The sequence below is a fragment of the Cupriavidus sp. 05L411 genome (assembly GCF_056398045.1).
In genome coordinates, this window is the sequence record NZ_JBFTOQ010000044.1 from 1 (window position 1) to 14,240 (window position 14,240).

At 65.5% G+C, this 14,240-nt stretch carries 13 protein-coding genes; 7 read left to right on the plus strand and 6 right to left on the minus strand.

Annotated elements, in window-relative coordinates; all coding sequences use genetic code 11:
- Nucleotides 1-394: copper resistance protein CopQ (locus AC1DQR_RS32610; RefSeq protein WP_477134475.1), on the plus strand; the 394-nt coding region annotated here is incomplete at its 5' end.
- Between the two features lie 111 nt (nt 395-505).
- On the opposite strand, the gene AC1DQR_RS32615 is transcribed toward AC1DQR_RS32610, so the two are convergent.
- Both AC1DQR_RS32615 and AC1DQR_RS32620 read right to left on the minus strand, forming a co-directional pair.
- Nucleotides 506-2,086 (minus strand): aldehyde dehydrogenase (NADP(+)), encoded by a 1,581-nt coding sequence (locus AC1DQR_RS32615; RefSeq protein ID WP_477134476.1) that lies wholly within the window; start codon nt 2,084-2,086, stop codon nt 506-508.
- A 116-nt stretch (nt 2,087-2,202) separates the two neighbouring features.
- The gene (locus tag AC1DQR_RS32620; RefSeq protein ID WP_477134477.1) at nt 2,203-3,129 is read right to left on the minus strand and encodes a dihydrodipicolinate synthase family protein; all 927 of its coding nucleotides are present in this window, start codon (nt 3,127-3,129) and stop codon (nt 2,203-2,205) included.
- A gap of 171 nt (nt 3,130-3,300) precedes the next feature.
- Here AC1DQR_RS32620 and AC1DQR_RS32625 point away from each other — a divergent pair, with 171 nt between their 5' ends.
- The 4 genes from AC1DQR_RS32625 to AC1DQR_RS32640 all read left to right on the plus strand — a co-directional run bounded on the left by AC1DQR_RS32625 (nt 3,301) and on the right by AC1DQR_RS32640 (nt 7,703).
- On the plus strand, nt 3,301-4,236 hold the full coding sequence (locus AC1DQR_RS32625) for a LysR family transcriptional regulator (RefSeq protein ID WP_477134478.1): 936 nt from the start codon (nt 3,301-3,303) through the stop codon (nt 4,234-4,236).
- 180 nt (nt 4,237-4,416) lie between these two features.
- The gene (locus tag AC1DQR_RS32630) at nt 4,417-5,382 is read left to right on the plus strand and encodes a Bug family tripartite tricarboxylate transporter substrate binding protein (RefSeq protein ID WP_477134496.1); all 966 of its coding nucleotides are present in this window, start codon (nt 4,417-4,419) and stop codon (nt 5,380-5,382) included.
- Nucleotides 5,383-5,413: 31 nt separating this feature from the next.
- Complete coding sequence (locus AC1DQR_RS32635; protein ID WP_477134479.1) at nt 5,414-6,445, plus strand: 4-hydroxythreonine-4-phosphate dehydrogenase PdxA; 1,032 nt, start codon at nt 5,414-5,416, stop codon at nt 6,443-6,445.
- An 82-nt stretch (nt 6,446-6,527) separates the two neighbouring features.
- Nucleotides 6,528-7,703 (plus strand): L-rhamnonate dehydratase, encoded by a 1,176-nt coding sequence (locus AC1DQR_RS32640; RefSeq protein ID WP_416050889.1) that lies wholly within the window; start codon nt 6,528-6,530, stop codon nt 7,701-7,703.
- 83 nt (nt 7,704-7,786) lie between these two features.
- Here the strand turns inward: AC1DQR_RS32640 and AC1DQR_RS32645 are convergent, their stop codons facing one another.
- The 3 genes from AC1DQR_RS32645 to AC1DQR_RS32655 form a co-directional block, all read right to left on the minus strand.
- Nucleotides 7,787-8,845 carry a porin gene (locus AC1DQR_RS32645; protein WP_416050890.1) on the minus strand — a complete coding sequence of 353 codons (1,059 nt, stop codon included), beginning with the start codon at nt 8,843-8,845 and terminating at the stop codon, nt 7,787-7,789.
- 126 nt (nt 8,846-8,971) lie between these two features.
- The gene (locus AC1DQR_RS32650) at nt 8,972-9,928 is read right to left on the minus strand and encodes a Bug family tripartite tricarboxylate transporter substrate binding protein (RefSeq protein ID WP_416050891.1); all 957 of its coding nucleotides are present in this window, start codon (nt 9,926-9,928) and stop codon (nt 8,972-8,974) included.
- A gap of 56 nt (nt 9,929-9,984) precedes the next feature.
- Nucleotides 9,985-11,064: a 4-oxalomesaconate tautomerase gene (locus AC1DQR_RS32655; RefSeq protein WP_416050892.1), complete on the minus strand. Its 1,080-nt coding sequence runs from the start codon at nt 11,062-11,064 to the stop codon at nt 9,985-9,987.
- Between the two features lie 60 nt (nt 11,065-11,124).
- Between AC1DQR_RS32655 and AC1DQR_RS32660 the strand changes: the two genes are divergently transcribed.
- Entirely contained in the window at nt 11,125-12,030 is a 906-nt protein-coding gene (locus AC1DQR_RS32660) for a LysR family transcriptional regulator (RefSeq protein WP_477134480.1), read from the plus strand.
- A 77-nt stretch (nt 12,031-12,107) separates the two neighbouring features.
- Here the strand turns inward: AC1DQR_RS32660 and AC1DQR_RS32665 are convergent, their stop codons facing one another.
- The gene (locus AC1DQR_RS32665; RefSeq protein WP_416050894.1) at nt 12,108-13,058 is read right to left on the minus strand and encodes a LysR family transcriptional regulator; all 951 of its coding nucleotides are present in this window, start codon (nt 13,056-13,058) and stop codon (nt 12,108-12,110) included.
- Between the two features lie 193 nt (nt 13,059-13,251).
- On the opposite strand from AC1DQR_RS32665, the gene AC1DQR_RS32670 reads away from it, so the two are divergent.
- Nucleotides 13,252-14,070 (plus strand): hypothetical protein, encoded by an 819-nt coding sequence (locus tag AC1DQR_RS32670; RefSeq protein WP_416050895.1) that lies wholly within the window; start codon nt 13,252-13,254, stop codon nt 14,068-14,070.
- The last annotated feature ends 170 nt before the right edge of the window (nt 14,071-14,240 follow it).

Sequence of the window (14,240 nt, forward strand, 5' to 3'; positions counted from 1 at the left end):
CAGGCAGGCCGCTTCCGCCAAGGACACCCTCGCCGGCGACAAGTACGGCTATGAATTCCGCACCTCGGTCCCCGCCGACAAGTACGGCTACGACTTCCGCGCAACCGACGCCTTCACCGACGGCGCACGCAGCGGCAAGCTGGATACCTTCACCGAAGGCGCACGCATCGCCGGCCTGGACCGCTCGGGGGTTTCGGCTTCGCCGGCTCGCGGATTCGATGCCTATACCGACGGCGCACGTGCCGGCAAGTTTGACCCGTACACCGATGGCGCGCTGGTTGCCGGCCTGGATCGCACCGGCGTATCGGCTACGCCGGCCCGCAGCTTCGATGCCTACACCGACGGCGCCCGCAGCGGCAAGGTCGATGTCTTCACCGAGGGTGCCAACGCTTGATGCATCCGTTAGCAAGCGGTTTCACCGCGCGCGGTGCCGGCTGACAGCCGCGCCGCGCGCTTTGCTTTGAAGCGAGATGGAACAGGTGAGCTAAGGGCTAATGGCTAACGGCTAACGGCTGGATTGCATTTCGCCGTCCACCCGCACCGCAAGGCCCAGCGGATTGCCCGCGCGCAACGCTTGCGGCAGCAAAGCCGCGGGCATGTCCTGGTAGCAGACCGGACGCAGGAAGCGCGCGATCGCCAGCGAGCCGACGGAAGTCGAACGCCCGTCCGACGTGGACGGATATGGGCCGCCGTGCACCATGGCGTGGCTGACTTCCACACCCGTGGCGAAACCGTTCACCAAGATCCGGCCCACGCGCCGCTCCAAGGCTGGCAGGAAGCTGCGCGCAGTGTCGTAATCGGCTTCATCGATGTGGATGGCGGCGGTCAATTGCCCTTCGAGGGATTCCACCACGTGCTGCATGGTGGCCAGGTCCGGGCAACGCACCACCAGCGACGCCGCGCCGAAGATTTCCGCGCGCAGGGCCTCGTGTTCAAGGAACGCTTGCGCGGTGGTGGAGAACAATGTGGCCTGTCCCTGGTATTGCACACCCGCCTGGCCACGCGCCACGGTGCTCACCTGCGGATGGCAGCCGATGGTTTCCACCCCCGCGCCGTAAGCGCGGTGAATGCCGGGCGTGAGCATGGTTGAAGCCGGGATCTGAGCAATCGCCGCTTCGGCCGTTGCCAGGAAGCGCTCCAGATCCGGGCCGTCCACGGCAAGGATCAGGCCGGGATTGGTGCAGAACTGGCCCGCACCCAGCGTCAGCGAGGCAGCGAATGCCTTGCCGATGGCATCAGCGCGGTTGCCCAGCGCGTGCGGGAACAGCAGGACCGGGTTGATGCTGCTCATTTCCGCGTAGACGGGAATCGGCTCGCTGCGGGCTGCGGCGAGCTGCATCAGCGCGGTGCCGCCGGCGCGCGAGCCGGTGAAGCCGACCGCCTTGATGCGATGATCGCTGACCAGCCCCTGCGCGATCTCCAGCCCGGAATCGAACAGCAGCGAGAACGTGCCCTCGGGCAAGCCAAGTTCTTCCACCGCCTTCTGGATCGCACGGCCGACCAGCTCCGAGGTACCGGGATGCGCCGGATGCGCCTTGACGACGACCGGGCAGCCGGCGGCGAGCGCCGACGCCGTGTCGCCACCCGCCACCGAGAACGCCAGCGGAAAATTGCTGGCGCCGAACACGGCCACCGGGCCCAGCGCGATGTGGCGCAGGCGCAGGTCCACGCGCGGCAGCGGCATGCGCTCCGGCTGCGCGGGATCGATGCGCAGGCCGAGGAAGTCGCCCTGCCGCACCACGCCGGCAAACAGGCGCAACTGGCCCACGGTGCGCCCCCGTTCACCTTCGATGCGGGCGCGCGGCAGGCCGCTCTCGCTGACGCAGCGCGCGATCAGCGCGTCGCCGAGCTCCAGGATATTGGCGGCGATCTTCTCGAGGAGCGCGGCGCGTTGCTCAAGCGGCGTTTCGCGATACACATCGAACGCCTGCGCGGCCAGCGCGCAAGCCTGGTCCAGTTGCGCGCGCGTGGCGCCGCCAAAAGCCGGTGTCAGGGTTTCGCCGGATGCGGGATCGATGGCCCGGATCTCGCCATGGGTGCCGCGCACGGACTGGCGGCCAATGAGCAGTTCGCCTGTGAGGTTCATCTTGGGTCCTTGAAATGAAAAAGCGGCGCGTCAGCGGCGCCGCCAGTCGTTCGATATGGATATGGGTTAGAGGATAGGGGATAGGGGATAGCAGCTCACGTCAGCCACGGCTCGCCTTACTTGCCCCAGCGCAGCACCATCGGATCCAGCCGGCGCGCGATCTGCAGCAAGCCGGCACGCGTGGCCGGGTGCATGGGCTGCAAGGGATGGCGCAGCGCGTCGCAGGCAATCACGCCGCCCTCCTTCATCAGCGCCTTGGCGGTTGCCAGCCAGCCTTGCCGGTTCTCATAGTTGATCAGCGGCAGCCATTGCTGGTAATGCTGCGCGGCCAGCTCCGTGTCGCCGGCCTGGTAGGCATCCACGATCATGCGGATGCCATCGGGGAAGCCCGCGCCGGTCATCGCGCCGGTGGCGCCGGCATCGAGGTCGGCCATCAGCGTGATGGCTTCCTCGCCATCCCACGGGCCGACGATGGCGTCGCCGCCAAGCGCGATCAGCTCGCGCAGCTTTACCGCGGCTTGCGGCACCTCGATCTTGAAGTACGAGACGTTGGCAATCTCCTTGGCCATGCGCGCCAGGAACGGCGCCGACAGCGTGGTGCCGCTGACAGGCGCGTCCTGGATCATGATGGGGATATCGATCGCCGCCGAGACGGTCGCGAAGAACTCGTAGATGGCGCGCTCGGGCACGCGGATGGTGGCGCCGTGATACGGCGGCATCACCATCACCATGGCGGCGCCGGCATCCTGCGCGGCACGGCTGCGCTCGGCGCAGATGCGCGAGCTGAAATGCGTGGTGGTGACGATCACCGGCACGCGGCCGGCCACGTGCTCAAGCACCGTGGCCATCAGCAGGCTGCGCTCATCGTCGGTGAGGACGAACTGCTCGGAGAAGTTCGCCAGGATGCAGATGCCGTTGGAGCCGGCGTCGATCATGAAATCGATGCAGCGGCGCTGGCCGTCGAGGTCGAGGCCCCCCTGCTCGTCGAAGATGGTGGGCGCCACCGGGAATACGCCACGGTAGGCGGGATGGATATTGGGCATGGTGTCTCTCTCCTTGTTATGGCTCGGCGACTTGCGGCAGGGAATGAATATACGGCGCGCCACGCCGCGCTGTATATTGAAACCTTTCCATCTCGTGATCGCTTTTACGACTCACGTGGCCGCCCACATGACCGCTCACATGGCCGTCACCCTTCCGGAACCCGAACGCACATGAAAGCCACGCTGGACGTGCTGATGTCCCGCCTGCGCATGAAGCAACTGCAATTGCTGATCGCGCTGGACGACCACAAATCGCTGCACCAGGCCGCGTCGGCCATGGCCATGACGCAGTCCGCGGCCAGCAAGGCCTTGCAGGAGCTGGAAGGCATGCTCGATGCGCCGCTGTTCGAGCGCTCCAAGACCGGCATGCGGGCGAACCAGTTCGGCCACTGCGTGATCCGCTATGCCCGCCTGCTGGCAACGGACCTGACGTCGCTGTGCCAGGACATGGCCGAGATCCGCTCGGGCCGTGGCGGGCACCTGGCCGTGGGCACCATCATGGGCGCGGTGCCGCAGGTGCTGGTGCCGGCGCTCGATGCCATGCAGGCCGACCAGCCGAACCTGTCCATCGAGATCGTCGAGGACACCAGCCTGCGCATGCTGGCGCTGCTCGACGATGGCCGCCTGGACCTTGTCATCGGTCGTGCGCTGGTGAGCGACCAGCCCGCCAGCTATCACTACGAGCCGCTGGGCGACGAGCCGATCTCCGTGGTGGTGGGCTATGCCCACGCGGCGCCGCGCGGCCGGGAACTGGGCTTTGCCGACCTTGCCGGCTACCGCTGGATCGTTTATCCCGGCCAGATGCCCATGCATGCCCTGCTGCAGCGGGAGCTGGACATGGCGGGACTGGGCATGCCGCCCAACGCGATCTCCACCTCCTCCACCTTTGTCACCGTGACCATGCTGCAGCGCAGCGCCAGGCTGGTATCACTGCTGCCGACCAGCGTGGCGGAGCTGTTTGCCCGGCAAAAGCTGCTGCGGATCCTGCCGGTGCGGATGCAGTCCCGGCAACAGACCTTTGGCATCGTGACCCGGCGCGGGGGCTCGCTGTCCGCCGCGGCCGGCCAACTGATCAAGCTGCTGCGTGCCGGGTGCTCGCCAGCCTGAAAGGGCGTTTCAGACCGGCCGCAGGGCGTGCAAGACACACCAGGGGGCTTCCCCACGTATTCCCGCAGGTAATCACCCATTCAATAAACATCATTAGTCAGATATCACTCCCATCCTTATAGTCTGGCTATCCGCGCATCAGCACATCAGCGCAGGCCCATAACAATGATGGAGACAATGATGAAACGATGGATGTCCGGCGCCCTCGCCGGCTTGCTGGGAATTGCCACCGCCATTACCGGCGCCTACGCGCAAGATACCCGCCCGGTACGGTTGATGGTGGGTGCCGCGCCCGGCGGCGGCACCGACGTCATGGCCCGCATCGTCTCCGACAAGCTCGCCGCCATCCTCAAGCAACCCGTGGTGGTGGACAACCGGCCCGGCGCTTCCAACACCATTGCCGCCGACATGACCGCCAAGTCCGCGCCCGATGGCAACACGCTGCTGATGGGTGTGGTCACCTCGCAGGCCATCGCGCCGCACCTGCTCAAGCTGCAATTCAATCCGCTCAAGGACCTGGTGCCGGTGGCGCTGGTGTCGTCGGTGCCCAATGTGCTGGTGGTCAACAACCAGGTGACGGCGCGCGACGTCAAGTCGCTGGTGGCGCAGATCCAGGCCAATCCCGACAAATTCCGCTATAGCTCCTCCGGCGTCGGCAGCACCCAGCACCTGGCCGGCGCGGCGTTTGCGCACCAGATCCATGGCAAGTTGCTGCACGTGCCCTACAAGAGCAGCAGCAGCGCGCTGGTGGACCTGATGGGCGGGCAGGTCGACATGAGCTTCGAGACCATGCCGTCCGTCATCAACCATATCAAGGCCGGCAAGTTGCGCGCGCTGGCGGTCACCGCCGATCAGCGCTCGGCGCTATTGCAGAGCGTGCCCACGCTGGCCGAAGCCGGCGTGCCGGGCATCCAGACCAATGCCTGGTACGGCGTCTACGCCCCCGCCGGCACGCCACCCGCCACGCTGCAAAAGCTGGGCGCCGCGCTGGCCACCGTACTCAAGGATCCCGACACCGTGCGCCGCCTGAACGACGTAGGCGCGCTGCCAGGCACACTCAATGCCGCCCAGTTCGATGCCTTCTCGCGCGCCGAATATGCGCGCTACGGCAAGATGATTGCCGAGCTCGGCGTCAAGCTGGACTGAACCAACATCTCCCGATCACTCTGAGAACCCCATGACCCAACGACCCAGAATCGCCATGGTGCTCGGCGACCCCGCCGGCATCGGCCCCGAACTGATCGCCAAGCTGCTCGCGGACCCCGATACCGCGGCGCGCGCCGATATCCTGCTGATTGCCGATCGCGACGAATGGCGTCACGGCATGCAGGTGGCCGGTGTTGACATCGCACTGCGCGAAACCGATTCGCTGGTGTTCGCCGGCAATGACAGCAACAACGCGGCGCGCCTGTTCCACTGGCAACTCGACGGCAAGCCCGCCTACCAGCGCGGCGTGGCCAGCGCCGAAGGCGGGCGCTACAGCCTCGGCACGCTGGCACTGGCGCTGGAACTGGCCGACGCCGGCAAGGCCGATGCCATCCTGTTCGGCCCGCTCAACAAGAGCGCGCTGCATGCCGCCGGCATGGGGCATAACGACGAGCTGCACTGGTTCGCCGAGAAGCTTGGCTACCACGGCGCCTTCTGCGAGTTCAATGTGCTTGATGGCCTGTGGACCTCCCGCGTGACGTCGCACGTGGCGCTCAAGGACGTGCCCGCCATGATCAACCGCGCCAGCGTGGGCGACGCCATCGACCTGATCGACCAGGCCCTGCGCGGCGCCGGCATGGCCCGCCCGCGCATTGCCGTATGTGGCCTGAACCCGCACAACGGCGACAACGGCGCCTTCGGACGCGAGGAGATCGACATCATCGCGCCGGCCGTGGCCGACGCACAGGCGCGCGGCGTGGCGGCCGATGGCCCGTTCCCCGCCGACACCATCTTCCTCAAGGTACAGGGTGGCCCGGCGCAGCGGCAGTTCGACGCCATCGTCACCATGTATCACGACCAGGGCCAGATCGGCATCAAGCTGATGGGTTTCTCGCGCGGGGTCACCGTGCAGGGCGGCCTGCCGGTGCCGATCACCACGCCGGCCCACGGCACCGCCTTCGATATCACGCAGCAAGGCCGCGCCGACCTCGGCGCCACGCTGCAGGCTTTCCGCATTGCCTGCCAGATGGGCAGCAGCCGCGCGGCCCGCAAAGCCGACTAAGCCCGCTAAGCCCACCAAGCCCACTAAGCCCTCTAAGCCCGCCACCCATTCGCCACCGGCAACCAAACCCACGGAGACTCTCTTGAAAATCACCAACATCCGCACCCGCGTCTTTGAATGGAAGGGCAAGACCGTGCCCCCGCAGGCCCACTTCTGCACCAACGCCACCGACATCCTGTTCGAGCGCGGCGACGCCATGGGCTCCTTCCGCTTCCACGGCTGGCTGGTGGTGGAAGTCGAGACCGACACGGGCCTCGTCGGCATCGGCAACTGCGCGCTGGCGCCGCGCGTGGCCAAGGAAATCATCGACCAGTACCTGGCCCCGATCGTGATTGGCCAGGATCCCTTCGACAATGAATACCTGTGGCAGAAAATGTATCGCCGCACTCATGCCTGGGGCCGCAAGGGCATCGGCATGGCAGCGATCTCGGCGGTGGACATCGCGCTGTGGGACCTGATGGGCAAGGCCGTGGGCAAGCCGGTGTTCAAGCTGCTGGGCGGGCGCACCAAGGAAAAGATCTGGTGCTACGCCTCCAAGCTCTACAACAACGATGACCGCGACGCCTTCCTGGCCGAGGCTCAGAGCTATCTCGACCAGGGCTTCACGGCGATGAAGATGCGCTTTGGCTACGGCCCGAAGGATGGCCCCGCCGGCATGCAGAAGAACATCGAGCAAGTGCGCCTGCTGCGCGAGCTGGTGGGCGACAGCGTCGACATCATGCTGGAGTGCTATATGGGCTGGACGCTGGAGTACGCCCGCCGCATGATTCCGCGCCTGGCCGAATTCAACCCGCGCTGGCTGGAAGAACCGGTGATTGCCGACGACATCGAAGGCTACGCCGAACTCAAGAAGATGAGCCCCTTCCCCATCTCCGGCGGCGAGCATGAGTTCACCTCCTACGGCTTCAAGGACCTGCTGGAGCGCCGCGCGGTGGACGTGATCCAGTACGACACCAACCGGGTTGGCGGCATCACCGCCGCGCAGAAGATCAACGCCATGGCCGAGGCCTGGTCCGTGCCGGTCATCCCGCACGCGGGCCAGATGCACAACTACCACCTCACCATGGCCTCGACCGCATCGCCGATGTCCGAGTTCTTTCCGGTGCACGACGTGGAAGTGGGCAATGAGCTGTTCTACTACATCTTCAAGGGGGAGCCGGCGCCGGACAGGGGGTACCTGCAATTGGACGATAACTTGCCGGGGTTGGGACTGACGTTGAATGAAGCGTATTTCGGGGAGTTCGAGATGCTTGAGTGAGGCCGAAGCCGTTTGAGCGGCGCCCGATCGCATCCGGACAAACGGCTTGCGCGCTCCGGCAAGCCGCGGTTGCGAACGATGCATCAGAAAACATGCCGAAGCCCGACCATCGCGCCCACCTTGCCACCCACCCTTCCTTGCGACTTGATCAGCGAGTATCCGCCAGTGATGCGGTTGTAGTCGGCTTCGACATAGACATCCGTGCGCTTGGAGAAACGGTAGTCGGCGAGAAGATAGGCGGCCGAGCGCCGGCCGCCCGGGTCCTTCTGCTCATCGTGGAATGCGCCCACGCCGACCAGCCAGGCCGGTGACAACTGATAGCTGACGCCGCCGATGATGACTTCGTTTCGGGTGCCAGCGGCGTTGTAGCGGTTAGTGAGGTATCCGGCAGTCGCTTTCAGGCGGCCGCTCGCGTATCCGGCCGTAGCGCCCACGGTCTTTCTTGCCTGCGCGCCATTGGCACTTCGGGCCTGCTGGTAAAACGCACTCGCCTGGAATTTCTTGTCGTCGTAGCCGAGGCTGATCCCGGTACTGGCATTGGCGCGCGTGTTGCCGGGCACTTCACCGAAGGCGTGGTGCGCGGCCAGCTTCCAGCTGCCGGCCTTTCCTTCATATTTGACCGCATTGTCTTGCCGGCTACCGGTATAGACGCGAGCGATCGCCAGCGTGTCCAGGTTCGGGTTGCCGAAGATCTGCGCGCCTGCCATCGCCTGATAGGCGACGCCATACTGGCGGCCCAGTGTGATCGCGCCGAAACGGCTTTGCATCCCGACAAAAGCCTGCCGGCCGAACATGCGCCCCGTGCCACCGGATGACGCTTGGCCATAGCCCGCGACGGATGACTGCAGGGCACTTCCCGTGCCGAGGTCAAAGCCCGCTTCCAACACATAGACCGCTGCAGTCCCTGCGCCGAGATCCTCTCTACCCCGCAGTCCGAATCGCGACCCGTTCAGCGCGCCCTCCGATAGTTCGAGCTTGCCGTCCCTGGCCGTATTCGCGTTGGTCGCGTACCGGATGCCGGCGTCGACGATGCCGTACAGCGCCACGCTGGATTGGGCATGCGCTGCGCACGCCATCAGTGTTGAGATCGCACCGAGCGAAGTGTGTTTTGCGACGCGCATGGCGAGGCGGTGTCGGTTCATTTGTCCCCCGTGGTTGGGTGTTGTGAGGCCATGTTGCGAGGCCACGTTGTGAGGTAAGGAGGTGCGCGAATCGTGCGATACACCGATGGTGCCGGGGCTGGCGCCGCACACCGGGAATTGCCGGAATCAGTCCGTGGTCATGCCGGCCGCCTGAACCACCCGCTTCCATTTGGCGACCTCGGCGCGCACGAGCGCGCCGAGTTCCTGTGGCGTGCTGGTCTGCACGTAGGCGCCCTGCTCCGCGATCTTCTCCGCGACCGCCTGGTCGCGCAGCGCTGCATTGAGCTCCGCATTCAGCCTGGCGACGATCTCCGGGGGCGTGCCTGCGGGGGAGAACATGGCATACCACTGATCGACCGCGACATCGATCCCCAGCTCGTTCAGTGTCGGCGTGTCCCTCAGCAGCGGCGTGCGCTTGCTGCTGGCCACGGCGAGAACGCGAACCTTGCCGTTGCGGATCTGCGGGTAGGCGGTGAACAAGCTCGGGAACATGATCTGCGTATTGCCCGCGATCGTATCGACCAGCGCCGGCGCGGATCCTTTGTAAGGCACGTGCACCATCAACGTCTGCGTGGCGAGCCTGAATAGTTCCGCCGCGGCATGGGGGGCGGTGCCGTTGCCCGCTGAGGCGTAGTTCAGGTTCGCATTCTTGTTACGTGCCAGATCGATCAGTTGCTGCATATCGCCGGCTTTCACCATCGGGTTGACGACAACCAGGGTGGGGGAATTGGCGACCATGCCGATCGGCGCGAAATCCTTGACGGGGTCGTAGCGCAGCTTCTGAAGAGCCGGGTTGATCCCATGCGTCGCGATGTATCCGAACAGGATGGTATGCCCGTCCGGCTTGGCCCGCGCAACATACTCGGATGCGATCGCGCCGTTGGCGCCGGCACGGTTCTCCACCACTACCGGCTTGCCGAGCGACACGCTCATGCGCTGGGCGATCACGCGCGCCATGGCATCGTTGCCGCCACCCGCCGAGGTTGGAACGACGATCGTAATGTTCTTGTCGGGGAAGGCGTGCGCCACGCCGACAGTGAGGGCCAGCGCGATGGCACAGGCGTGCCTGAAGGTACAAGTCATGATGGTCTCCTGGTGTTTTTTGTCGTGATGCGATGCTGGTCGAAGCGCCCTGGACGTCAGCCCAGCACTTCGTCGGGAACGGACAGCATGCCTTTCATGATGCGTCTGGCGGTGCGCACTAGCCCGATGCGGCGGAAGCGCGGCGGGCCGCCATCACGCTCCAGCTCGACGTGGACTTCGATGCTGCCGGCAGGGTGATGCACCACGATGCGGCCCTCCGGCGAGAGCGTCGAAGCAAGCCCGTTGGCCACTGTCCCAGGCACGCAATAGGCCGCTGCAATACCGACTGCACCGGTCACAGCGTGTGCCGCGTGGCAATGCGAAGGGGTGAAATAGCGCGACGTGATCTCATTCGCCCTGCCGTGGCGGCTGACGAGAACGGGCTTCGGAATGACGCTGTTGCTGACGTCGCCCAGCCCCATCCGGCGACCAGCCTCCCTGCGCAGCGACTCCAGCCGCGCGAGCATCGCCATATTGGCATCGAGCGCCATGGGGGTTTCGTCTCCACGCACGCCGAGCGAGGCCGCATGAACGACTACGAGAGGCATGGCGGCATCGATGCAGGTAACCAGGACCTCGTCGATCACGTCGATCGTGTTCCCGGTCGGGAAGATGGCGCCGGTCACGCGCCCCCATGCATCCAGGAAGTTCAGCATGATCGGGGCCGCGGTCCCGGCAACGCCATCAATCCGCGTATCGCCGGCGTAGGTCACCTGGCCGCCCGGGGTCTGGACCACGGCTTCGACGACTGACGAGGTATTGACGTTGAAGATGCGGATGGTGGTCGCGCACTGGCCAGCGTGCACCAAGCCCTCCTCGATGGCAAATGGCGCCACGGCGGCTAGCATATTTCCACAGTTGGGACGGGTGTCGACCCGATTCCTGTCGACCGCAACCTGCGCAAACAGATAATCTATGTCGCATCCTGGCCGATGCGAGCGCGACACGATCGCCGCCTTGCTGGTCAGCGAACTGCCACCACCAAGCCCATCGACCTGCAACGCATGGGGCGAGCCCATCGCCGACAGCAATACCTGATCCCGCCTGGCCGGGTCATCGGGCAGCCAGTCCGCACGGAACAAGGGTCCGCGGGAAGTGCCGCCACGCATCAATACACAGGGAATGTCTTTGCTCATGCATTTATGATGTCCTCAAGGTAATCATCTGTATATTGCAATCCCAGGAGACTTCGTTGCATGGCACGCATCAATTTCGATTTGCAGGAACTACAGGCATTCGTGGCCGTAGCGGACCGGCTGTCGTTCCGCGCGGCTGCGGACGACCTCCACCTCTCGCCGCCGGCACTGAGCCGGCGCATTGAAAAGCTCGAAGGCATCCTGGGTGTCAAGCTGTTCGAACGCAGCACGCGCCACGTTGCATTGACGAACGTCGGACGCCTGTTCCTGGATCACGCACGGGCGGCACTCGAGGAGCTTGAGGGAGGGGTGCTGAACATCACGGACCTTGCCGCGCAACGCAGCGGCCTGGTGACGGTGGCCTGCGTGCCGTCCGCCGCCTACTACTTCCTGCCATCGGTGATCCTGCGATTTGCGCAGCACTACCCGCGCATCCGTGTCCGTGTGCTGGATGAGAGCGCCAACACCGTGCTGAATGCCGTCATCACCGGGCGCGCGGACTTCGGCATCAACTTCATCGGAACGCAGGAGCCGGACGTGGCCTTTGAAGGGATCTTCAGCGAGAAGTTTGTGCTAGCTGTCTGCCATACGCATCCGCTTGCGCGCCGCAAAAGCGTAAGGTGGTCGGAGCTGGCCGACGAGCGGTTCATGACTGTCGACCGCTCCAGCGGCAATCGCGTACTGATTGACTCTGCCTTGGCAAACTGCGAACGCAGGCCGACAAGCTTTTTTGAGGTGGCGCATGTGTCGACGCTGCTCGGGCTGGTCGAAGCCGGGCTGGGCGTCGCCGCGGTGCCGCGCCTGGCCCTGCCCGTGAAGGCGCATGCCACATTGCGCGGCATCCCGCTGGTCGAGCCCGAGGTATCGCGGACCCTGGGCCTGATCACCCGGCACAGCGTACCGCTCTCGCCCACGGCCAAGGTGCTTTGCGACATGGTGCAGCAAATCGCCAGGCGAGCGCTATAGGGCGGCAGCCGACGGCCATCGCGTGGCGGACTACATGGATGACATCGGTGATGACCATCCTGTTGCCGCGGTTTGCTTCACCCCTTCACCGCCACCGCCTGCAGCAACGCCCGCACCAGCGCCTGCAGCGGTTCGCTATGCTCCGTGCGCCGCAACCACATCGCGCCCACCGCGGGCAGGTCCCACGTGAGCGTATGTGGCAGCACAGCCGCGCTGCCAGTGGCTGCGAGCTCGGCCGCCACCGCGCGCGGCACGATGGTGATGGCGCGTGGCTGGTTGCGCATCAGCGTGGCGATGGTCTTGATCGAATAGGTTTCCACCATTGGCGTGGGCGGCACCGCGCCGGCGGTGGCGAACAGCGTGTTGATGGTGCGCCGGATCGGCGTGTGCGCGGGCGGCAGGATCCAGTCCAGCGCCGCCAGGCGCTGCCAGTCCAGCTTGCCGCGCGCGAGCCGCGCAGCGGCGTCCACAGGCACCACCAGCGCCGGTTCCTCGCGGTAGAGCGGCGTCTGCGCGATGTCGTCGCCGGGCGCGTAAAAGGACCGCGCGATCACGCAATCAAGCTCGTGCGCGCGCAGCGCCGCCACCAGTTCATCCGTGGTGCCCTCGCGCACCAGCACCGCCACGCGCGGCTGCTGCTGCAGGCCGTGCGAGCAGGCCGCGTCCAGCACCACCGGCGCCACATAGGGAATCACGCCGATGCGCAGCCGCCCATGCAATCCGGCGCCGATCACCGCCAGCTCCCGCCCCAGCGCCTCCGTATCCGCCATGGCCAGCCGCGCATGCGCCAATACCGCCGCGCCGGTCCCAGTCGGCTCCAGCCCCCGGCGCGAACGCACGAACAGCGGCACCATGAAGATCTCCTCGATCTCCCGCAGCGCCTTGGTCACGGCGGGCTGGGTCAGGTCCATCTCGGCCGCCACGCGCGAGACCGAGCGCTGGCGGTCCAGCGCCAGGAGCAGCGCGAGGTGCTTCAGGCGCAGGCGCGAGATGAGGTTGTGCTGGAGTTTGTCGACTGGTGAGGGCAATGAAAGTCCTGGGCCTGTGCGCGTTGCAAGCCTTTGATTCTACTAGGGCACATTTGAACCACCGGCACTGGCACTGGCACTGGCAGCGTACGTGCGGTAACGCGCGGACCGCGGTCATGACGTTGTAGCACAATGCCTGGCGGATCCCGGCTGGACCTCAGCGCCGAAATCGTCACTTCTATGAGAAGACACGATGAACAGGGTCACAGGCCACCTGGCCGTCCTCCTCGCATTGAGCCTGTTTGTCATTCCTGGTGCGCAGGCGTCCGACATCGTCTGTAAAACAGCGCCCGGTGTGGCCCCTGCCGGCTGCCAAGGCCCGGCCGCAAGCCACCTGGCATGCGCGCGGCAAGCAGACAAACGCCCACGCGCGGCGCGGCTTATCTGCGATTACGCCCTTCTGTCGATTGGCTATGAGCGCATCTATGCCGAGCAGCAACGGCAGCTCCACGCGGGTGCAATTCGCAAAGCGGACATCGTAGCCTGGCGCAAGAAGCGGGACGCTTGCGACTCCGTGCACTGTCTTGACGGTGTCTTCGCACAATGGCCGCAGCACGATGCCAGGCCGAAGTCAGCCCGGGACGCCAATCGCTCTGGCAAGCGGCACGAGAAGCTGGAAGCGCATAGCAGCCCACGACGCGGCGAAGCAGCAAGGCCAATGCCCCCCAGACAGAATCCGCCAGCTCCGGCGCAGCCGATGGCCGCGCTGCACAACGCGCCACCGGCCATGACCGCCACCACGACGGAAACATCCGTCCACGCTTTGCCGACGGTCGCCGCTGCGCCCCCTCTCGCCAACAAGACGGCCTCCGGCCCCAAGGGCACTCTTGGTAACCTGGCCTGGTTTGGCGCGTTCGGCATGAGCCTGGCCTACCTGCTCAAACGCGGACGGGACGGGCGCTTGCACAAAGTGGTTGCGCAGTGCCGGAGCACGCCGGCGCCCATGCTGGTGTTGTACGCATTAATCGTTGTGAATGTCCTGCTTCTGCTCTTCGCGTTGGCGAAGGGCTAGTCCGAGTGCGGCCATGGCCCGTGCTATGCATAACCAATCTGTTATGCAACGATAATTTATTGACCAAAAACAGTTATCCGGTGACCTTATACTTCCTGGCACCAACCCACTCGGCTTGCGTTGCGCGCTTGAGCGCCAGCGCGTTTCGCCACCCTGCCCGATCCGCCACG

What these genes read in the sequence shown, in the direction of transcription:
- AC1DQR_RS32615 (WP_477134476.1), bottom strand. Translation starts at nt 2,086, where the DNA reads ATGAACCTCACAGGCGAACTGCTCATTGGCCGCCAGTCCGTGCGCGGC.
- AC1DQR_RS32620 (WP_477134477.1), bottom strand. Translation starts at nt 3,129, where the DNA reads ATGCCCAATATCCATCCCGCCTACCGTGGCGTATTCCCGGTGGCGCCC.
- AC1DQR_RS32625 (WP_477134478.1), top strand. Translation starts at nt 3,301, where the DNA reads ATGAAAGCCACGCTGGACGTGCTGATGTCCCGCCTGCGCATGAAGCAA.
- AC1DQR_RS32630 (WP_477134496.1), top strand. Translation starts at nt 4,417, where the DNA reads ATGAAACGATGGATGTCCGGCGCCCTCGCCGGCTTGCTGGGAATTGCC.
- AC1DQR_RS32635 (WP_477134479.1), top strand. Translation starts at nt 5,414, where the DNA reads ATGACCCAACGACCCAGAATCGCCATGGTGCTCGGCGACCCCGCCGGC.
- AC1DQR_RS32645 (WP_416050890.1), bottom strand. Translation starts at nt 8,845, where the DNA reads ATGAACCGACACCGCCTCGCCATGCGCGTCGCAAAACACACTTCGCTC.
- AC1DQR_RS32650 (WP_416050891.1), bottom strand. Translation starts at nt 9,928, where the DNA reads ATGACTTGTACCTTCAGGCACGCCTGTGCCATCGCGCTGGCCCTCACT.
- AC1DQR_RS32655 (WP_416050892.1), bottom strand. Translation starts at nt 11,064, where the DNA reads ATGAGCAAAGACATTCCCTGTGTATTGATGCGTGGCGGCACTTCCCGC.
- AC1DQR_RS32660 (WP_477134480.1), top strand. Translation starts at nt 11,125, where the DNA reads ATGGCACGCATCAATTTCGATTTGCAGGAACTACAGGCATTCGTGGCC.
- AC1DQR_RS32670 (WP_416050895.1), top strand. Translation starts at nt 13,252, where the DNA reads ATGAACAGGGTCACAGGCCACCTGGCCGTCCTCCTCGCATTGAGCCTG.